Genomic DNA, 18,067 nt, shown 5'->3' on the forward strand with positions numbered 1-18,067 from the left:
GCCCCTTCTCATGGCGTCTTGGCTGCGGCTGTGCCGTTGGTGACGATCGAGCCTGATTTGATGACCTGAACGACGGCAGCGCCGTTATCTCCGGTCAGCAAGTAATCGGCGGCGACCGTATCCGGCTGCTGGGCATCGGCAACGGAGCGCAACGCCAGCGTCAGCCGGTCGGCCAACTGCTGAGCAACCGCAAGCACCTTGGATTGATCCGGCGTCAGCTCAAGCGTTGCGGTCGTGCCGACCACGGCCTTGGTGCCATCCTGCTTTTCCTCGACCTGCTGATCTATGGCGAGCACGCGGACATTGCTGAGCACCGTCTCGGTGACGAATTTCTGGGTATCGCCCTTGCGCACCATGATCACGTCGACCCGGTCATTGGGGAGAATGAAGCCGCCAGCGCCGGTGGCGACGGAAATTTCGGTGGCAACCGCACGTTTCCCCGACGGCAGCAGCGAGGACAGAATGTGGCTATTGGAATCGGCGACCTTCTCGTCGCGAATCGGTTCGCCTTCAAAGATCGGCAGACGGACGACTGCACCGCTGAGGTCCTTCAGTGCATCGGGACGTTCGGTTTCTGTGATGAAACCTTTGACGACGCCGCCCTGCGGCCAGGCCATCCAGTGGATCGACTTCTCATTCAGGCGCGCGCCGACCGGAAGATTGGCTTCGGCGACGAGCACATTGACCGTCGCTTCCTTCTCTACCACCGCTTCGATCTGCGGCACGACATTACGTGAGCCGGCCAGATGCATCGCCAGCAGTCCGGCAAGGCCTGCCGCGACAACTGCTACCGCGAGTATCATTAAGCGAGCGGGTTTCATGATCATTCCTTAGGGAATACGACTCTTCGCCCCGCAGAATGCTCAGGAATTGGTGTAATTATGGTTAATGGTATATTACATTTACAGTTATTTAATAATAACTATTAAAGTGATCTAAAATATAAAATTGGCAATACGCCGTTAACACTTAGAATTATCTAATTTAGATAATGTGCGAAGATGCTGCCGCGACCATAGGCGACGAGGGAAAAGCCAGGAAGCCGCCAATGGCGATGGCAATACCATAAGGGATCTTTTTGGCTACCAGCAGCGAGTTCGGCAGCGGCAGGCCTATGGCCATGATAGAACTCGAATGCGAGCGTATCACCAGAATGGCTATCGTCACCATGCCTCCGAGGAAGGCGACATAGACAAGGAAAGAAAGAAGCGACGGATCGAAGCCGAACCAGAGCGCCGATGCCGCCAGCAGCTTGGCATCGCCACCGCCCATGACGTTCAACGCAAAGAGCGCAAAGCAGACACAAAACACAATGGCCCCGCCGGCGAAATGCATGCCGATGTCAGCCCATGCCAGGCCGAGCAAGGGCGCAAGCACGATAAATGAGCCGAGCAGGATGAGTGACACCCGATTTGGTATCGTCATCGTAAACAGGTCGGAAAAGGCCGCGACCGCAAGGCAGAGCGGGAAGATCAGCAATGTTGCAGCTTCAAGCATCGGATGTCCCCAGCTTAACCTATAAAAGTCAAAAACCGCTCACGATATGGAGCGGTTTTCGAATATCTTACATCACTATACTTCCGCACGATTAATGCGCAGTGGAAGCGTTGTTCATCTTGTCGGAAATGCCATTGAACGTGGTGCTGAGCGTGTTGCCCAGGGTCGTTGCACCGGCAATGATGGCGACGGAGATCAACGCTGCGATGAGGCCGTATTCAATTGCGGTCGCACCGGATTCGTCTTTCAGGAAACGCGAAAAAAGCTTGGTCATAAGGTAGCTCCGCTCACTTAGTTGGCAGCACGCCAGCCAACTGTGCCGTTTTCGATCCAAACATGCCGCCGAGGCGCCGCAATCAATTAGTGTGCGGTAGAAGCGGCGTTCATTTTGGTGGAAATATTATTGAACACGGTGCTGAGCGTGTTGCCCAGGGTCGTTGCGCCAGCGATGATGGCGACGGAGATCAGCGCTGCGATCAGGCCGTATTCAATTGCGGTCGCACCGGATTCGTCTTTCAGGAAACGCGAAAAAAGCTTGGTCATAGGTAAACTCCACTCACTTTGTTGACAGCACGTCCGCCAACTGTTTGCCGTTGATCGGATGAGCTACACGCTAGCGATTGGCCGTTTCCATCGCTTTAAGGAAGTGGGTTAACAGATCGGAAAAACTAAAACCCAAATAGACTAGTTAACGTCAATTCATGTCTTTCCGCGCATTTTTAAAGAAAATCTTCAGCCTCCCGGCAATGATTAGGAGCTTGTATATTAGGATGGCATACGAATTGTTCCGATATATTACAACTCCCGTAGGGAAATCCCAAAATGGGAGAGGCCGAGATGCCGCTGCATCGGAATTGAACGAAAAGCCCTTCTCTTAATTGTTCATTCACCAATCTTTCTCATTCTATTTGGCAATCATTTTCGCCATCAGCTTTACGAGGCCCAGAGACCATGCCAACCCGCGGCAAAATAGCATTCTTTGCCTGCGTCGCCGCAACAGTGGGCCTAGTGCCGCAGTTTTCCCAGGCTGCGGATAACGGCATGCTGCGAGTCTATATGGACCATGCGCGCGTCTTGAAGCTCGATCGTCCTGTCAGCAAGGTCATTGTCGGCAACTCGCAAGTTGCAGACGCCACTGTCGCCGATCCAAAGACCATCGTGCTGACCGGCCGCAGTTTCGGCACGACGAACATCGTCCTGCTCGATTCCGACGGCAATGCCATCGTCGACGAACGTGTCCTTGTCTCGATCGACGAGGGCAATACGGTCCGCGTCTACCGCCAGACCGACCGCTCGGTGCTGTCCTGCACACCCAATTGCGAACAGCATGCCCAACAGAACAGCACTGCAGCCGCCGCATCCACCAGCCAATAGCGGCGATGCCTTCGGACTCACTTACATTCAGTTATACTTAAACAAAGCTCGGCTTTCTTAAATAAATCAAGCATCCCTTCAATATGAAGAGAGATGCGAAACGGATTATCAAGAAACCAGCTCTAGCTTAGCCCCAATTAAATCGCCACGGATTCCGGTATGATGCCAGATGACGATATTCTTGGGGGCAAGACTTTTGCACGGCGCCGTGCAGGTGGACGCGTGCGCGAATTGGTGTGCTCTCGCGACGGCACTGCCGCCATCGAATTCGCGCTGCTGGCGATCCCCTATTTCCTGATCATCTTCGCAATTCTGGAAACCTTCGTCGCCTTCACCGCCGAACAAGTTGTTTCCAACGCCGTCGACACGGTGTCGCGCGAACTCAGAACCGGGCAAATCACCTATAATCACAACGCGACGACCGATATGACCGCGGCGCAGTTCCGCCAGGCCTTCTGCAACGAGATCTCTGTGATCATCGTCTGTTCGGCGGCCGAGTTGGCGACGCCGACCAATCTCTATCTCGACGTCGAAAGCTACGCGACCTTCGCCGCTATGCCGACAACCGTGCCGCGCATGTCGTCAGACCCCTATTCTGATCTGAAGACGACGGGCTTCAGTTTTGCACCCGGCGGCGCCCAGTCGAAGAACATGGTGCGTGCCTACTATCGCTGGCAGGTGATGACCGACCTGCTGCGGCCCTATCTCACCACTATTCGGCCATCCGACGGTTCGATGCCGACGACCTATCTCATCGTCGCGACGGCGGCCTTCCAAAACGAGAATTATCCGTGAGGAAGGTTGCGATGGGTCTAAAAGAGCTGAGAGCTAAGCTTTGCGCTCCCCTGCGGCGCTTTGTTCGCGACGAGAAGGGCGTCGGCGCGATCGAATTCGCCATTCTCTTCCCCGTGCTGCTGATGCTTTATCTTGGCGCCTTCGAGCTCACCATAGCGCTCAGCGTCGAAAAGCGCGCCAGCCGGTCGGCCGGATCGATCGCCGATATCGTGACGCAGCAATCCAGCGTCAGCAAGACAGTGCTCGCCACTATGCCTTCGGTTGCCAGCGCTATTTTCACGCCCTACGACGCGACCGGCCTGACACTGAAGATCACCGGTATTCAGCTCGATGCAAGCGGCAACGCCACCGTTGCCTGGTCTTGGGCGCAGGACGGCAGCAAGCCCTATTCGACCGGCAGCGCCGTCACCGTTCCCAGCGATATCGATCTGCCAAGCACGTTTCTGGTGCGCACCGAACTCGCCATTCCCTATCAGCTCATCAGCTTCGGCTCGGATTTCCTGCCCGCCGGCAGCAGCCAGATCACCATCAGCCGCGAGTATTTCTATCGCCCACGCACCGACACTTCGGTCACCTGCAGCGATTGTTGAACAGTATCGTTGTGAATCCCTGCTATATTCTCCAGATGAACTGGAAATTGCCAAGTTGACGTCGCCGTTATATGGGTGACGTCCAATGCGCTTGACGCTGGACGTCGCGCATTGAGCAATCCTATCGGGTGGACCATGGCGCGCGCCTTTCTCTTCGTTCTTGATTCCTTTGGTGTCGGCGGCAGCCCGGATGCGGCCGCCTATGGCGATGAGGGTGCCGATACGCTCGGCCATATCGCCGAATTCTGCGCGGCTGGCGCCGCAGACCGCGAGGGCCTGCGTTCCGGCCCCTTGTCGCTGCCGAACATGTCAGGCCTCGGCTTGCTGGAGATCGCCAAGGCGGCGACAGGCCGCTATCCGGACGGCATGCCACGGCCGGAGAAGCTCTATGGTCTCTACGGCTGCGCCAATGAGGTGTCGCGCGGTAAGGATACGCCGTCCGGTCATTGGGAAATCGCCGGCACGCCCGTCATGTTCGACTGGGGTTATTTTTCCACCGAGGGCGACGCGTTTCCGCCGGAGCTGGTCGCGGCCATCTGCGAGGCGGCCGATCTCCCCGGCATTCTCGGCAACTGCCACGCATCCGGCACCGAGATCATCGCCAAATATGGCGAGGAACATATCCGCAGCGGCAAGCCGATCTGCTACACCTCATCAGACTCCGTCTTCCAGATTGCCGCACATGAACGTCATTTCGGCCTGGAACGGTTGATCTCTCTCTGCCAGATCGTCCGCACCCTACTTGATCCCTACAATATCGGCCGCGTGATCGCCCGGCCGTTCATCGGCGAGACGCAGGCGACATTCGAACGCACCGGCAATCGCCGCGATTTCTCCGTGCTGCCGCCAGAACCGACCCTGCTCGACCGTCTGGTCCAAGCCGAACGCACCGTGCATGCGGTCGGCAAGATCGGCGATATCTTTGCCCATCAGGGCATCTCCAAGGTTATCAAGGCCAACGGCAACATGAAGCTGATGGATGCGACGCTCAGAACCATGGACGAGGCAGCCGATGGCGATCTCGTCTTTACGAATTTCGTCGATTTCGACATGGTTTATGGTCATCGCCGCGATGTGGCCGGCTATGCGGCCGCGCTTGAAGCCTTCGATGCAAGGCTGCCGGAGGTGCACGAGAAGCTGAAGCCCGGCGATCTCGTCATCCTGACCGCCGATCACGGCTGCGACCCGACCTGGCGCGGCACCGACCACACGCGCGAGCGCGTGCCTGTGATCGCCTATGGACCGGGCGTTCGCTCGCGCTCGATCGGCGTCCGCCAGACCTATGCCGATATCGGCGAAACCGTTGCACGCCATTTGGGAATAGCGGCAGGGCCGCATGGAAGGAGTTTTCTGTGACATCGCATTTGAAGAAGGTCGAGCTGCACTGCCATCTGGAAGGTGCTGCTCCTCCGGCGCTGACGCTCGCGCAGGCACGGAAATACAACGTCGACACCAGCGCCTTCATGCGTGACGGTATCTACCTCTGGAAAGATTTCACCGAATTCCTCGTCTGCTACGACAAGGTCTCCGAGGTCTATCGTACCGAGGAAGATTACGCGCTGCTGACTGAGACCTATCTCGAAGAGCTTGCGGGCATCGGCACGATCTATAGCGAGCTGATCGTCTCGCCGGACCATGGCGACCGTATCGGCCTTGGCGCGGATGCCTATATGGCCGGCGTCTCGGCCGGCATTCGTGCGGCACAAGAAAAGAGCGGCATCGTCGCCCGGCTGCTCGTTACCGGCGAACGCCATTTCGGGCCGGAGCGCGTCATCAAGGCCGCCGAATATGCCGCCGGAAGCGACAACCCGCTGATTACAGGCTTCAATATGGCGGGTGAGGAGCGCATGGGCCGCGTTGCCGATTACGCGCGTGCCTTCGACATTGCCCGCGAAGCCGGCCTCGGCCTCACCATCCATGCCGGCGAAGTCTGCGGCGCCTTCAGCGTCGCCGATGCGGTCGAGCTGGTCCGCCCATCGCGCATCGGCCATGGCGTGCGCGCCATCGAGGATGCCGACCTCGTCAAGCGTCTCGCCGATCTCGGCACGGTGCTGGAAGTCTGCCCCGGCTCGAATGTGGCGTTGAATGTCTTTCCGGATTTCCCGTCGCATCCGCTGCGCAAGCTGCGCGACGCGGGCGTGCGCGTCACCATCAATTCCGACGATCCACCCTTCTTCCACACCTCGCTGAAACGCGAATACGAGCTGGCATCCACGTCCTTCGGCTTCAGCGATGACGAGATCAATGCCATGACCCGCACTGCGGTCGAGGCGGCATTTGTGGACGACGCCACGCGGGCATCCCTGCTCGCCAGATTATGACCGCATTATTTTTAGGTCGCCGACTGGGGATGACGTTCCAAAATGCGGCCTATTTTCTTGCACAAGAGGCGATTTCCGTGAAAGAAACATCCGATATCACGGAATTATTGGAAGGCTGAAACCATGGACGGCGTCACTGTCATCGATCACCCGCTCGTGCAGCATAAATTGACCATCATGCGTAAGAAGGAGACGTCGACGGGAAGCTTTCGCCGGCTTCTGCGCGAGATTTCGACGCTGCTTTGCTACGAAGTGACGCGCGACCTCGAACTGACGATCGAGACCATCGAGACGCCGTTGCAGCCGATGGACGCGCCGATCCTGGAAGGCAAGAAGCTGGTCTTCGCCTCGATCCTGCGCGCCGGCAACGGCCTGCTGGAAGGCATGCTCGACCTCGTGCCCTCGGCCCGCGTCTCGCATATCGGCGTCTATCGCGATCATGAGACGCTGCAGCCGGTCGAATATTACTTCAAAGCACCGGACGACATATCCGAGCGCCTGATCATCGTCGTCGACCCGATGCTGGCAACCGGCAATTCCTCGATCGCCGCGATCGACAAGCTGAAGGAGCGCGGCGCCCATAATATCCGCTTCCTCTGCCTGCTCGCCGCCCCGGAAGGCATCGCCAATTTCTGCAAGGCGCATCCGGACGTCCCCGTCTTCACGGCGGCGATCGACAGCCATTTGAATGAAAAGGGCTATATCGTTCCCGGCCTCGGCGACGCCGGCGACCGGATGTACGGCACGAAGTAAATCCCGCCGTCATATCTGCTTTTTTTGCCTGGCAGCCCCCAACTGCCGGGCTTTTTATTGATCTGTTTAGCGGCCTGTCAGCGAAGCAGTCTTAAACTGGCTGGATCGATGGGCTCGACATGGCGAAGCCCATGGGAAGGATCTCGCCGATGCTCGTTCGCGTTCTTGTGTTTGCCGGTATCATTGCCGCTGCGGCTACGCAGGTTCCCGCGTTGCTCGGCACGCAAACGGCAAGCAACGAAAGCTCGGCGCCCGCAGTCAAGGTTGCCGTGCCGCAGCAGCCTGCCGCGACGCCGGCGGCATATGGGAGCGTGTTGTTGCCCGCAGGCGCCGGTGGTCACTACGAGGGCGACTTCAAAGTCAATGGCCGGCCGGTGCATGGCATGATCGATACGGGCGCAACCTATGTGGCGATCAATGAGAGCACGGCCCGCCGGCTCGGCATCAGCGGCAGCGATCTCGATTATCGCTACACCACGCAGACGGCCAACGGCCCGTCCAAGGTGGCTCTCGTCAAACTCGACCGTCTCGAGATCGGCACGATCAAGGTCCGCGATGTCGACGCCGTGGTTGCGAAAGACAGCGCATTGAGCACGACATTGATCGGCATGAGCTTTCTGAAAAAGCTCAATTCCTATAGTGCCGAAAACGGCTCACTGCGTTTGACGCAATAATTGCCGGTTAAATCCGCGCAACGATCACCGGCGGCAGAACAGGTGCGGCGTCGCCGATCCGATAGTTTGCGCTGAGATCGGCTACGGCTTTTTCAGCGCTCGTCTCGTCGGCAGCATGAACGGTTGCGATGCGATCGCCTTTGCTGACCTTTGTTCCGAGCGGCAGGATATCGCTAAAGCCGACGCGATGGTCGATCTTGTCCTGTGGATGACGGCGACCACCGCCGAGATCGATGACGCTCATGCCGATGGCGCGGGCATCGCAGGCGACAAGCCAACCGTCCGAAGACGCAAGAACAGGCTTCTGCACCGGCGCGGCCGTCAAATATTTGTCCGGGTGATCCAGCAGATCGGCAGGGCCGCCGAGGGCTTGGACCATGCGAGCGAAAAGCTCGGCCGCCTTGCCGGAAGAGAGTGCTTTATGCGCTTTTGCCTCCGCCTCGAGCAATGTCTTTGCGATCCCGGCTTGCGTCAGCATCTCGGCAGCGAAGGCCAGCACGACCGTCTCCAGCCGCGTGTTCGCCTTACCACCCCTGAGGAAATCCAGGCAATTGCGGAGTTCGACGACATTGCCGGCGGCATCTGCCAGCGGCTGATTCATGTCGGTGATCAAAGCCGAGGTCTTGACGCCGGCGCCATTCGCCACCTCGACTAGCGATCGGGCCAGCGTCTCGGCCTCCTCCAGCGAGGTCATGAAGGCGCCATTGCCGATCTTGACGTCCAGCACCAGCGTTTCGAGGCCGGCGGCCAGCTTTTTCGACAGGATCGAAGCAGTGATCAGCGGCACGGAATCGACCGTGGACGTGACATCGCGCACGGCATACAGCTTGCCGTCGGCAGGCGCCAAGGTTCCCGTCTGGCCGATAATGGCGCACCCCACCTCGTCCACCACCTTGCGGAAGTGGCTCGCATGCGGGGTGATGCCGTAGCCTGGGATCGATTCCAGCTTATCCAGCGTGCCGCCGGTGTGGCCGAGGCCGCGGCCGGAAATCATCGGTACGGCGAGGCCGCAGGCAGCGGCGATTGGCGCCAGCATCAGCGACACATTATCGCCGATGCCACCCGTCGAGTGCTTGTCGGCGATCGGCCTGTCGATGCCGGACCAGGAGAGCATATCGCCGGAGCGGGCCATGGCCAGCGTCAGCGCCACGGTTTCCTCACGCGTCATGCCGCTGTACCAGACGGCCATGGCGAAAGCACCAATCTGGCTTTCGGCCAGCTCATCGCGGGCAAGGGCCGCAATGAAGGCGTCGATATCGCTGACGTGAAGCGTGCCGCCGTCCCGCTTCCGCCGGATGATCTCCTGCGGAATCATCGCTCAGTAGCCGGATGCCGCCGCGGTGGACTGCCCGCCGCCGAGCACATTGAGGATATCGTCGAGCAGGCTCGATGCGCCGAAACGGAACGTCGAGGGCATGGCCCAATCCGGCGCCATGATGGTCTCAGCAAGGCTCAGATAGAGAGCCGCATCGGCGACGGAGCCGATGCCGCCGGCCGGCTTGAAACCAACCTTGCGGCCGCTCTGGCGGATCGCCCGCAGCATAATGTCGGCGGCTTCCAGCGTCGCGTTGACGGTGACCTTGCCGGTGGAGGTCTTGATGAAATCGGAGCCGGCCTCGATTGCCAGTTCGGAAGCACGGCGGATCAGCGCCACGTCCTTGAGTTCGCCGGTTTCGAGAATGGTCTTCAGTAGCACCGGCCCCGTGCATTCGGCCTTAACTGCGGCAACCATGTCGGTGACGGCCTGCTCGTTGCCGGCCAGCAGTGCACGATAGGGAATGACGAGATCGATCTCATCGGCACCATCGGCGATCGCCTCGCGCGCTTCGGCGGCGACGTCGGCCACTTCCATATCGCCGGCCGGGAAATTCACCACGGTCGCGATCCTCACCGCATGGTCGGTTCCGAGAATGCCGCGTGCCTGGGCGACGAAACGCGGCCAGATGCAGATAGCGGCGGTGTTGCCATAGGGCGACTGAGCGCGTGCACAGAGCGTCTCGATCTGCGCCGGCGTGCAATCGTCCTTAAGGTTGGTGAGATCGAGAAGGGAAAGCGCAACGGCCGCCGTTTCTCTGAGGGAATGGCTCGTCATTGGTCGTTTCCTCCGTCCGCAATCATTTCTTTTAAGATGGCGGCAAGGCGAGCGCCGCCGACCGGGGCCATGTCCTTCGTCTCTTCATGCGTGAGCTCGGCGCCGGTCATGCCAGCCCCATAATTAGTAATGACGGAGGCCGCTGCAACCCTCAGGCCGAAAAGACGCGCAAGAATAACTTCCGGCACCGTCGACATGCCGACGGCATCGGCGCCCAGAATGCGGGACATGCGGATTTCCGCCGGGGTTTCGAAGCTCGGGCCGGAGAACCACATATAGACGCCATGCGACAGCTTGATCTCGGCCTTTTCCGCCGCCTTGCGCATGCGCATGATCAGGTCGGTATCATAGGCATTGGTCATGCCGACGAAACGCTTGTCGCTTTCTTCGCCGATCAGCGGGTTCATGCCGGAATAATTGATGTGGTCGGTGATCTGCATCACCGATCCCGGCGGCATTTCTTCGCGCAGCGATCCGGCCGAATTGGTGAGGATCAGTGTCTCGACGCCGAGAGCCTTCAGCGTCTCGATCGGCACGCGCATGGCGTTGGCGTCGCCCTTTTCATAATAATGCACACGGCCGGACAGCATGAGGACCGGCACATCGCCGAGATAACCGGCGACCAGCGTGCCGGCATGACCAGAGACGGCACTGACGGGGAAATCGGGAAGATCGGCATAGGGAATGCGCACGGCATCCCTGACCTGATCGACCAGGGAACCAAGGCCGGAGCCGAGGACGACGCCGTAGCGCGGCTGAAGATCACCGAGCTTTGCGGCCAAGAGGTCGGCGGCGGCGGTCATCCGAGTATCTCGGTTTCGAAGCTGAAGGGCAGCATCTCGTCCATGGTCATGGTCTTCTTCACCCCGGTTTCGTCGCAGAGATAGATGCGCGTTTCCTTGCTGGCAAATTCGGCGATCTTCTGCCGGCACCCGCCACAGGGCGGGCAGAGCGGCAGCTTTTCGGCGATGACGGCCATTTCGACGATCTTCTTGGCGCCGGCCATGATCATATGGCTGATCGCGGTCGGCTCGGCGCACCAGCCCTGCGGAAAGGACAGGTTCTCGATATTGGCGCCGGTGTAGACCTTGCCGTCCTCGGCACGGATCGCCGCGCCGACAGGGAATTTCGAATAGGGGGCATGGGCAAACGCCATCGCTCCGCGAGCGGCCTCGAACAGATCATGCGACATGGATCAGCGCTCCTTGGTGTAGGGCACGCCGCCCGCCTTTGGCGGTTTGGCGACGCCGATGAAGCCTGCGAGCAGGATACAGGTCAAGATATAGGGCAACGCCTGGAAAATCTGCACCGGCACTTCACCGATGCCAGGCACCGCCTTGCCCTGCATGAAATTGGCGAAAGCATCGAGAAAGCCGAAGAGCAGGCAGGTGAACATGACCGGCACCGGCTTCCATTTGGCGAAGATCAGCGCCGCGAGCGCGATATAGCCCTTGCCCGCCGACATGTTGTTGATGAAGGCAGCCGATTGGGCAATGGCAAGATAGGTGCCGGAGAAGCCGCAGAGAATGCCGGCGACGATCAGCGACCGATAGCGCAGCCACTCGACGGAGATGCCGGCCGTATCGACGGCGCCCGGATTTTCGCCGACGGCGCGCAGGCGAAGGCCGAAACGGGTGCGATAGAGGATCCACCAGGAAATCGGCACAGCAAGGAAGGCGAGATAGGTGAGGATATTGTTGCCGGAGATGACGTTGGCATAGAGCGGCCCGATGAAGGGCACGTCATGAATGGCGGCGGCGCCCGGCAGCGTGATCGAAGCGAAACGCGCCTCGGCCGGCAGCGTCGGCGTGCGCCCGCCCTGGCCGAACCAGGCCTGGCCAAGCACGATGGTCAGGCCGGCGGTCAGGAAGTTGATTGCAACACCGGAGACGATCTGGTTGCCGCGATTGGTGATCGAGGCGAAGCCATGCAGCAGGCCAAAGGCGACCGATATGACAATGCCGGCGCCGAGACCAGCCCAGGCCGAACCGGAGACGGAGGCGACACAGGCGGCGGCGAAGGCGGATGCCAGCATCTTGCCTTCGAGGCCGATGTCGAAAATGCCGGCGCGCTCGGAAAACAGGCCGGCAAGAGCCGTGAAGATCAACGGAATCGACAGGCGGATGGTCGAGCCAAGTATGCTGATGAGGAGATCATAATATTCCATCGTCCGATCCTCACGTCGTGGCGAATTTTTGATAGGTGCGCACCAGCGCGGGCCGGAACATATATTCGAGGGCGCCGGCGAAGAGGATGACCAGACCCTGGATGACCACGATCATGTCGCGCGTAATGTTGGGCATGTCGAAGGAAAGCGCATCGCCACCCTGATAGAGAATGCCGAACAGGATCGCCGCCAGGATGATGCCGACCGGATGGTTGCGGCCCATCAGCGAGACGGCGATGCCGACGAAACCGGCGCCGAGCACGAACTCGACCTGCAGGCGCGCCGAAGCGCCCATCACCGGATTGAGCGCCATCATGCCGGCCAAACCGCCCGAGAGCAGCATGGCGATGATGACCGTGCGGGCATAGGGAATGCCGGCATAGACGGCAGCCGTTGGGCTCAAGCCCAGCGTGCGCATTTCATAGCCGAGCTTGGTACGCCAGACGAGCAACCAGACGAGGAAGCACATGACCAGCGCGATCAGGAAGGAAACGTTAAGGGGCGCCGCACCGATCGTCGAACCGAAGATGCCCATCAGCCAGTCCAGCTTCGGAAGCTGGCCGCCCGCGAGGAAAGTGCGGGTTTCCGGCGCCATCTTGCCGGGCACGATCAGCACATGCACCAGGATGAAATTCATCATCGCCGAGGCGATGAAGTTGAACATGATGGTGGTGATGACCACATGGCTGCCGCGCTTGGCTTGGAGCCAGGCGGGAATAAGAGCCCAGAGCGCGCCGAAAATGGCTGAACCGATGACCGCGAAAGGCATCGTCACGTACCAGGGCACATACTTATCGAGCGTCAGCGCCACCAGCGCGCAGCCGAGGCCGCCGACGTAGGCCTGACCTTCGGAGCCGATGTTGAACAGGCCGGCATGGATGGCCACGGCCACCGACAGACCGGTGAAAATGAAACTCGTGGCATAGAACAGCGTGAAGCCGATGCCCTCGCCGCTCCCGAGCGCGCCCTGCAGCAGCAGGTTCAGCGCATCCAGCGGGCTTTCACCGATGAACCAGACCACGAGGCCGGAAATCAGGAAGGCGATAATGAGGTTGATGACCGGGATCAGGCCATAATTGATCCAATTGGGAAGCGGAACGGAAGCAGTGCTCATCAAGGCCTCATGCGGCAATGCCGGCCATCATCAGGCCGAGTGTCTGTTCACCGGCGTCAGCCGTTTTCTCGCCGACGATGTGGCCGGCGAACATGACGAGGATGCGGTCCGAAAGCGCGCGGATCTCATCCAGCTCCACCGATACCAGCAGGATCGCCTTGCCGGCATCGCGCATTTCGATGATGCGGCGATGGATGAATTCGATGGCGCCGATATCGACGCCGCGTGTCGGTTGGCCGATCAGCAGGGCCTTCGGATCGCGCTCGATCTCGCGGGCAACGACGATCTTCTGCTGGTTGCCGCCCGAAAAATTGGCTGTTTTCAGCCGGGCGTTCGGCGGGCGAATGTCGTATTTCTCGATCTTCTCCAGCGCATCCTTGCGCATGGCGTCGAGATCGAGCATGCCGCCGCGCCCATATTTGGTGTCGCGGTGATAGCCGAGAATGGAATTTTCATATTCCTCAAACTTGAGGACGAGGCCCATGTGATGGCGGTCTTCCGGGATATGGGCAAGGCCAAGCTCACGCAGCGCTGCCGGGTCGGCGATACCGATCGGCTCGCCATGCAGGTAGATTTCGCCGGACGCCGGCTTACGGATGCCGGCGATCGCCTCCAACAGTTCCGACTGGCCGTTGCCGGCAACGCCGGCGATACCGACGATCTCGCCGGCTCGGACATCGAAGGAAACATTGTCGACCATGGTCACGCCACGGCCATCCTTGACGGTCAGGTTGCGAACGGAAAGCACGACCTCTCCGGGATGGGCGGAGCCTTTTTCGACGCGCAGCAACACGCGACGGCCGACCATCAGCTCGGCGAGCTCTTCGACGGTGGTTTCCGCCGTCTTGCGCGTGGCGACCATTTCGCCGCGGCGCATGACCGATACCGTATCGGTGATCGCCATGATTTCGCGCAGCTTATGGGTGATGAGGATGATGGTCTTGCCCTGGTCGCGCAACACGCGGAGGATTCGGAACAGATTGTCGGCTTCGGCTGGCGTCAAAACGCCGGTCGGCTCGTCCAGGATCAGGATCTCGGCGCCACGATACATGGCCTTCAGGATCTCGACGCGCTGCTGCTGACCGACGGGAAGCTCCTCGATCAAGGCGTCCGGATCGACATCGAGGCCGTAATCCGTCTCCAGGCGCCTCAGTTCGGCGCGGGCGGCCGTGACACCCTTCGCCAACAAGGCGCCGCCCTCGGCGCCGAGCATGACGTTTTCCAGCACGGAGAAATTGTCGACCAGCATGAAATGCTGGTGCACCATGCCGATCCCAGCGGCAATCGCCGTCTGGCTGTCGCGGATGGCGATAGGATTGCCGTTGATGCGAATCTCGCCACTGTCGGCATGATAGAAGCCGTAGATGATCGACATCAGAGTCGACTTCCCGGCACCGTTCTCACCGATGATCCCGTGGATCGAGCCCTTGGCGACGGTCAGGTTGATATCTTTGTTGGCATGAACAGCACCGAACTTCTTGTCGATGCCCACGAGTTCGATGGCAGGCGTTTGGCTCACTACGCAGCTCCAGAAATCAGACTTCCGGATAAGAAAAGGGCGTATGACGTTTTGGATACGTCATACGCCCTTATTTCATATCAGCTCTTCGGGCAGGCGTTGTCGGTCGTGTAGTCGTGGACCTTGATCTTGCCGGCAATGATATCGGCGGTCGCCTTGTCGACGGCAGCCTTCATTTCCGGCGTGACGAGCGGCTTGTTGTTGTCGTCCATGGCCGCGCCGACGCCCTCTTCCTTGAGGCCGAGCTCCTGCGTGCCGGCGGTGAACTTGCCGTTCTTGGAGTCGGTGAAGGCGTTATAGACGGCGAGGTCGACGCGCTTGACGACGGAAGTCAGGACCGAACCCGGATGCAGATAGTTCTGGTTGCTATCGACGCCGACCGAGAGCTTCTTGTTGTCGGCGGCCGTCTGCAGCACGCCGAGGCCGGTCGCGCCGGCAGCCGCGTAAACAACGTCGGCACCCTGGTCGATCTGGTTCTTGGTGAGCTCGCCGCCGCGAACCGGGTCGTTCCAGGCAGCACCGGTCGTGCCGGTCATGTTCTGGAAGACTTCGATCTTCGGATTGGCAGCGCGGGCGCCCTGCTCATAGCCACATTCGAACTTGCGGATCAGCGGAATGTCCATGCCGCCGACGAAGCCGATCTTGCCGGACTTCGAAGCCATGGCAGCCATGACGCCAGCCAGGTAGGAACCTTCGTTTTCCTTGAACTTGACGGAGCGAACGTTCGGCAGATCGAGGCTGTCGTCGATCAGAACGAACTGGGTCTTCGGATATTCAGCGGCAACCTTCTGCAGAGCGGACGTCCAGGCGAAGGAGACGGCGATAACTGGATTGAAGCCCTTGCTGGCGAAGTTGCGCAGTGCCTGTTCGCCCTGGGTGTCGCCCGTCGGCTCGAAGTCGCGATAGGCGACGCCGGTTTCCTTCTTGAACCTTTCGGCGCCGTTATAGGCAGCTTCGTTGAAGGACTTGTCGAACTTGCCGCCGGTGCCATAAACGATCGCCGGCTTGATGTCGGCCGCAAGCGCCGTTGCCGACATGGCAGCCAAGGCGAAAAGGGTCAAAAGGGATTTTTTCATGAGTTGCAGCCCTATTGTTGCTATCTTGTTGGGTCCTCCCGCAAGCCCGTTGACCGGACATGTCTGCGGAACCGCCGGCCTCCCCCGAGGCCAAGCTGGCGCGCATCCTTGCATGGCTGCAGGAAAAATTCACGAGAAATTTTTCAGTTGGTAAAGATTTGTGGGAATTGCCAAAAACCCGCTCAAAGGAGCTGATTTCTGAACATTTTCGCCCTCAAACTGCAATTTTATTAGTCAAGCGAGGGCCGACAACAGATGTCGCAGGAACGACCTCGAAGGTTTACCACGCTCGCGATCAGTTGTCTTGATACCCTCGCGATCTATATCAGCGCGATTGCCTGAAACATGACTCGATCGCTCGATCTTCGGCCGTCGTGTCGAGATCCCAATTCCCAGATCAGAGATTTTTCGTCATCGAAGCCAGAACCTCTTGCAGGCTGGTTCGGCCTCGTCTTACGTCTCCAACCCCTGGCTCGACATCGATCCGCCCGGCATTGTGGGCGTCATACAGTTGACCGGCGCTCCCATATGAATTCCAAGCCGATGAAACGGTGTCGCGGGCAAGTATGTAAGGCCGGCAGTGAAATTCCGGCGCTCTGCCTTTATGCCGAAGGGGCCGAGGTCGTGGTCAAGCAAGTTCCTTCTCCCCTCTCCGGCGCCTGGTTGACTGAATTCAACGCGTCAGCGAAGTCTCAGACGCTGAAGCGGCCTGCGACAGGCGGCTTCTTGTAGGCGATCATCCACAGAAGCAGCGAGATCACCAGGAACACCGCGAACGTCGGCTGGAACAACAGCCACTGCACGGCCAGATCATAAAGGCGCGGATGGATGTAATAGGAAATCAGCGATTGGACGGTTGCAAGCGAGGATGGGCTGACATCGTTCCAAGCGTCCTCCATCGGCGTCACCACGACGGCGGAGGCAGCAACCGATTGAATGGAATCGATAGTTCCGGCGATCACCGCAACGACCAGCGCGACAAGGCTGGCAAAACGCAACAAAAAGCGCATCGTATCCTCCGCATACTCATTACTCCATCGGCCATAAACGACTGGCCGACCGCACTCTGCGCCATCCTTCTTCTTAGATAAGTTGAGAGCCAGACAAGCGCAATGGACCAAAGGTCTGGAGTTTTCTGTCGGGAAGTCAAAAATCTGTCAGATTCGGGTTGATCCTAAGAAATTCATCGGTATATATCGCGGCCGTTCCGACGATTTGCCTCCTGACCGGTTGCGAAACGCCAAAGGACAGGTGGCCGAGTGGTTTAAGGCGCACGCCTGGAACGCGTGTGTACGTGAAAGCGTACCGAGGGTTCGAATCCCTCCCTGTCCGCCATCAAATCAACAAGCGGTTGATTTTTCATCTTATTGTCCTTTCGTTTGTGCAACTTTCCCGCTTTGGTTGGACAGATTTCATGCTGACAGCGATGTCGGCGGCCGCGGCAATGCCCGCCGAAACGTTCCTCAAAATCCCCAGCCTCTGCTCGTCAGACCAAACGCGTTGGCGTTCCTGGCCGGTCAAAATCTCCATGCGTGCCAAAGCTCACCTTCATTACGGAATTAATTCCGTGACTTCGCTGCTTTGCACCCGCTCGAAAAGAAGCGCTCGGGTTTAACAAGCGATCCATTGTGACCAAGCAGACAACCGGTCGAAGTCAGTTCTTATCGGAAGCTCGCTGCCTCTGTGCTTCACCAAAACAAGCGTTGAATCGCTTCTGGTGGTCAACTTGTGAGAAGCACGAGGCTAGTTTTTCGCAATAAGCCGCATCCTCATTAATTTCCGCCTGAACATCGCGGGCATTCATCGAAGCAATAATACTTGCGAACTCCGCTGGATTTTGAGTGCTACTTGGCAATTTTTCTAAGACGTTAACACTCTCGTTGGCGCGCTGCGCATCGGCAGCAATCGTCTGCTTGAATATCTCGGCGGCGGCGTTGACGCAAAGTTGTTCGCTAGCTGACAGCTTCTGCTGGGAGGGCGTAGGGTCCTCCTTGAAGAGAAAATTTGCGCCGACAAGTAACGCTATGATTATAACAGCGCTTAGCGCACCCCCTTTAAGGGCCATGGGCCGTTCCTCTATGTATTTGTCTTTGGT

22 protein-coding genes and 1 tRNA gene are annotated in these 18,067 nt (G+C 59.1%); 9 read left to right on the forward strand and 14 right to left on the reverse strand.

From position 1 onward, the window contains the following. Window positions 1-8 precede the first annotated feature (8 nt). From cpaB to GGD50_RS26145, 4 genes are all read right to left on the reverse strand, one after another. Window positions 9-821: a Flp pilus assembly protein CpaB gene (gene cpaB / locus GGD50_RS26130; RefSeq protein ID WP_107106583.1), complete on the reverse strand. Its 813-nt coding sequence runs from the start codon at window positions 819-821 to the stop codon at window positions 9-11. A gap of 163 nt (window positions 822-984) precedes the next feature. Then, on the reverse strand, window positions 985-1,497 hold the full coding sequence (locus GGD50_RS26135; RefSeq protein WP_107106582.1) for an A24 family peptidase: 513 nt from the start codon (window positions 1,495-1,497) through the stop codon (window positions 985-987). A gap of 91 nt (window positions 1,498-1,588) precedes the next feature. Then, window positions 1,589-1,771: a Flp family type IVb pilin gene (locus GGD50_RS26140; protein ID WP_107106581.1), complete on the reverse strand. Its 183-nt coding sequence runs from the start codon at window positions 1,769-1,771 to the stop codon at window positions 1,589-1,591. Window positions 1,772-1,857: 86 nt separating this feature from the next. Continuing rightward, a complete protein-coding gene (locus tag GGD50_RS26145; RefSeq protein WP_107106580.1) occupies window positions 1,858-2,040 on the reverse strand; it encodes a Flp family type IVb pilin in 183 nt (60 codons plus the stop codon). A gap of 408 nt (window positions 2,041-2,448) precedes the next feature. Here GGD50_RS26145 and GGD50_RS26150 point away from each other — a divergent pair, with 408 nt between their 5' ends. The 7 genes from GGD50_RS26150 to GGD50_RS26180 all read left to right on the forward strand — a co-directional run bounded on the left by GGD50_RS26150 (window position 2,449) and on the right by GGD50_RS26180 (window position 8,004). Next, complete coding sequence (locus GGD50_RS26150) at window positions 2,449-2,871, forward strand: pilus assembly protein N-terminal domain-containing protein (protein WP_107106579.1); 423 nt, start codon at window positions 2,449-2,451, stop codon at window positions 2,869-2,871. 159 nt (window positions 2,872-3,030) lie between these two features. Further along, a complete protein-coding gene (locus GGD50_RS26155; protein ID WP_107106578.1) occupies window positions 3,031-3,666 on the forward strand; it encodes a TadE/TadG family type IV pilus assembly protein in 636 nt (211 codons plus the stop codon). 11 nt (window positions 3,667-3,677) lie between these two features. Then, entirely contained in the window at window positions 3,678-4,256 is a 579-nt protein-coding gene (locus tag GGD50_RS26160; protein ID WP_107106577.1) for a TadE/TadG family type IV pilus assembly protein, read from the forward strand. Between the two features lie 135 nt (window positions 4,257-4,391). Further along, window positions 4,392-5,612, forward strand: coding sequence for a phosphopentomutase (locus GGD50_RS26165; protein WP_107106576.1), 1,221 nt, complete (start codon window positions 4,392-4,394; stop codon window positions 5,610-5,612). Beyond that, window positions 5,609-6,577, forward strand: a complete 969-nt coding sequence (locus GGD50_RS26170) for an adenosine deaminase (RefSeq protein ID WP_107106575.1) — start codon at window positions 5,609-5,611, stop codon at window positions 6,575-6,577. Before GGD50_RS26165 ends, GGD50_RS26170 begins: the two co-directional genes overlap by 4 nt. Before the next feature lie 123 nt (window positions 6,578-6,700). Further along, a complete protein-coding gene (upp, locus tag GGD50_RS26175) occupies window positions 6,701-7,330 on the forward strand; it encodes a uracil phosphoribosyltransferase (RefSeq protein WP_028754397.1) in 630 nt (209 codons plus the stop codon). Window positions 7,331-7,479: 149 nt separating this feature from the next. Next, the gene (locus GGD50_RS26180) at window positions 7,480-8,004 is read left to right on the forward strand and encodes a TIGR02281 family clan AA aspartic protease (protein ID WP_107106624.1); all 525 of its coding nucleotides are present in this window, start codon (window positions 7,480-7,482) and stop codon (window positions 8,002-8,004) included. 7 nt (window positions 8,005-8,011) lie between these two features. On the opposite strand, the gene deoA is transcribed toward GGD50_RS26180, so the two are convergent. The 8 genes from deoA to GGD50_RS26220 all read right to left on the reverse strand — a co-directional run bounded on the left by deoA (window position 8,012) and on the right by GGD50_RS26220 (window position 15,972). Continuing rightward, window positions 8,012-9,319 carry a thymidine phosphorylase gene (gene deoA / locus GGD50_RS26185; RefSeq protein ID WP_107106574.1) on the reverse strand — a complete coding sequence of 436 codons (1,308 nt, stop codon included), beginning with the start codon at window positions 9,317-9,319 and terminating at the stop codon, window positions 8,012-8,014. Window positions 9,320-9,322: 3 nt separating this feature from the next. Continuing rightward, window positions 9,323-10,096, reverse strand: coding sequence for a deoxyribose-phosphate aldolase (deoC, locus tag GGD50_RS26190; protein WP_107106573.1), 774 nt, complete (start codon window positions 10,094-10,096; stop codon window positions 9,323-9,325). Further along, a complete protein-coding gene (locus tag GGD50_RS26195) occupies window positions 10,093-10,899 on the reverse strand; it encodes a purine-nucleoside phosphorylase (RefSeq protein ID WP_107106572.1) in 807 nt (268 codons plus the stop codon). The genes deoC and GGD50_RS26195 overlap by 4 nt, the downstream gene beginning before the upstream one ends. Beyond that, complete coding sequence (locus GGD50_RS26200; RefSeq protein WP_104821630.1) at window positions 10,896-11,288, reverse strand: cytidine deaminase; 393 nt, start codon at window positions 11,286-11,288, stop codon at window positions 10,896-10,898. The genes GGD50_RS26195 and GGD50_RS26200 overlap by 4 nt, the downstream gene beginning before the upstream one ends. 3 nt (window positions 11,289-11,291) lie before the next feature. Further along, window positions 11,292-12,263, reverse strand: a complete 972-nt coding sequence (locus tag GGD50_RS26205; RefSeq protein WP_107106571.1) for an ABC transporter permease — start codon at window positions 12,261-12,263, stop codon at window positions 11,292-11,294. 10 nt (window positions 12,264-12,273) lie between these two features. Next, a complete protein-coding gene (locus GGD50_RS26210) occupies window positions 12,274-13,377 on the reverse strand; it encodes an ABC transporter permease (RefSeq protein WP_107106570.1) in 1,104 nt (367 codons plus the stop codon). A 7-nt stretch (window positions 13,378-13,384) separates the two neighbouring features. Further along, a complete protein-coding gene (locus GGD50_RS26215; protein ID WP_107106569.1) occupies window positions 13,385-14,896 on the reverse strand; it encodes an ABC transporter ATP-binding protein in 1,512 nt (503 codons plus the stop codon). Between the two features lie 80 nt (window positions 14,897-14,976). Next, window positions 14,977-15,972, reverse strand: a complete 996-nt coding sequence (locus tag GGD50_RS26220; RefSeq protein ID WP_107106568.1) for a BMP family lipoprotein — start codon at window positions 15,970-15,972, stop codon at window positions 14,977-14,979. A 59-nt stretch (window positions 15,973-16,031) separates the two neighbouring features. On the opposite strand from GGD50_RS26220, the gene GGD50_RS26225 reads away from it, so the two are divergent. Continuing rightward, on the forward strand, window positions 16,032-16,280 hold the full coding sequence (locus GGD50_RS26225) for a hypothetical protein (protein WP_146143967.1): 249 nt from the start codon (window positions 16,032-16,034) through the stop codon (window positions 16,278-16,280). 384 nt (window positions 16,281-16,664) lie between these two features. On the opposite strand, the gene GGD50_RS26230 is transcribed toward GGD50_RS26225, so the two are convergent. Next, the gene (locus GGD50_RS26230) at window positions 16,665-16,982 is read right to left on the reverse strand and encodes a hypothetical protein (protein WP_107106567.1); all 318 of its coding nucleotides are present in this window, start codon (window positions 16,980-16,982) and stop codon (window positions 16,665-16,667) included. 235 nt (window positions 16,983-17,217) lie between these two features. Between GGD50_RS26230 and GGD50_RS26235 the strand changes: the two genes are divergently transcribed. Beyond that, window positions 17,218-17,307 (forward strand) — tRNA-Ser (locus tag GGD50_RS26235). A gap of 319 nt (window positions 17,308-17,626) precedes the next feature. Here the strand turns inward: GGD50_RS26235 and GGD50_RS26240 are convergent. After that, entirely contained in the window at window positions 17,627-18,037 is a 411-nt protein-coding gene (locus tag GGD50_RS26240) for a hypothetical protein (protein ID WP_107106566.1), read from the reverse strand. Window positions 18,038-18,067: the final 30 nt, after the last annotated feature.

It is taken from the genome of Martinezella paranaensis, from assembly GCF_014200235.1.
Classification (GTDB): domain Bacteria; phylum Pseudomonadota; class Alphaproteobacteria; order Rhizobiales; family Rhizobiaceae; genus Rhizobium; species Rhizobium paranaense.

Coding starts and splice junctions, on each gene's coding strand:
- GGD50_RS26160 (WP_107106577.1), top strand. CDS start 3,678: ATGGGTCTAAAAGAGCTGAGAGCTAAGCTTTGCGCTCCCCTGCGGCGC.
- GGD50_RS26225 (WP_146143967.1), top strand. CDS start 16,032: ATGTCTGCGGAACCGCCGGCCTCCCCCGAGGCCAAGCTGGCGCGCATC.
- deoC (WP_107106573.1), bottom strand. CDS start 10,096: ATGACGAGCCATTCCCTCAGAGAAACGGCGGCCGTTGCGCTTTCCCTT.
- GGD50_RS26145 (WP_107106580.1), bottom strand. CDS start 2,040: ATGACCAAGCTTTTTTCGCGTTTCCTGAAAGACGAATCCGGTGCGACC.
- GGD50_RS26195 (WP_107106572.1), bottom strand. CDS start 10,899: ATGACCGCCGCCGCCGACCTCTTGGCCGCAAAGCTCGGTGATCTTCAG.
- GGD50_RS26240 (WP_107106566.1), bottom strand. CDS start 18,037: ATGGCCCTTAAAGGGGGTGCGCTAAGCGCTGTTATAATCATAGCGTTA.
- GGD50_RS26230 (WP_107106567.1), bottom strand. CDS start 16,982: ATGCGCTTTTTGTTGCGTTTTGCCAGCCTTGTCGCGCTGGTCGTTGCG.
- cpaB (WP_107106583.1), bottom strand. CDS start 821: ATGAAACCCGCTCGCTTAATGATACTCGCGGTAGCAGTTGTCGCGGCA.
- deoA (WP_107106574.1), bottom strand. CDS start 9,319: ATGATTCCGCAGGAGATCATCCGGCGGAAGCGGGACGGCGGCACGCTT.
- GGD50_RS26205 (WP_107106571.1), bottom strand. CDS start 12,263: ATGGAATATTATGATCTCCTCATCAGCATACTTGGCTCGACCATCCGC.
- GGD50_RS26200 (WP_104821630.1), bottom strand. CDS start 11,288: ATGTCGCATGATCTGTTCGAGGCCGCTCGCGGAGCGATGGCGTTTGCC.
- GGD50_RS26135 (WP_107106582.1), bottom strand. CDS start 1,497: ATGCTTGAAGCTGCAACATTGCTGATCTTCCCGCTCTGCCTTGCGGTC.
- GGD50_RS26150 (WP_107106579.1), top strand. CDS start 2,449: ATGCCAACCCGCGGCAAAATAGCATTCTTTGCCTGCGTCGCCGCAACA.
- GGD50_RS26180 (WP_107106624.1), top strand. CDS start 7,480: ATGCTCGTTCGCGTTCTTGTGTTTGCCGGTATCATTGCCGCTGCGGCT.
- GGD50_RS26140 (WP_107106581.1), bottom strand. CDS start 1,771: ATGACCAAGCTTTTTTCGCGTTTCCTGAAAGACGAATCCGGTGCGACC.
- GGD50_RS26165 (WP_107106576.1), top strand. CDS start 4,392: ATGGCGCGCGCCTTTCTCTTCGTTCTTGATTCCTTTGGTGTCGGCGGC.
- GGD50_RS26220 (WP_107106568.1), bottom strand. CDS start 15,972: ATGAAAAAATCCCTTTTGACCCTTTTCGCCTTGGCTGCCATGTCGGCA.
- upp (WP_028754397.1), top strand. CDS start 6,701: ATGGACGGCGTCACTGTCATCGATCACCCGCTCGTGCAGCATAAATTG.
- GGD50_RS26155 (WP_107106578.1), top strand. CDS start 3,031: ATGATGCCAGATGACGATATTCTTGGGGGCAAGACTTTTGCACGGCGC.
- GGD50_RS26210 (WP_107106570.1), bottom strand. CDS start 13,377: ATGAGCACTGCTTCCGTTCCGCTTCCCAATTGGATCAATTATGGCCTG.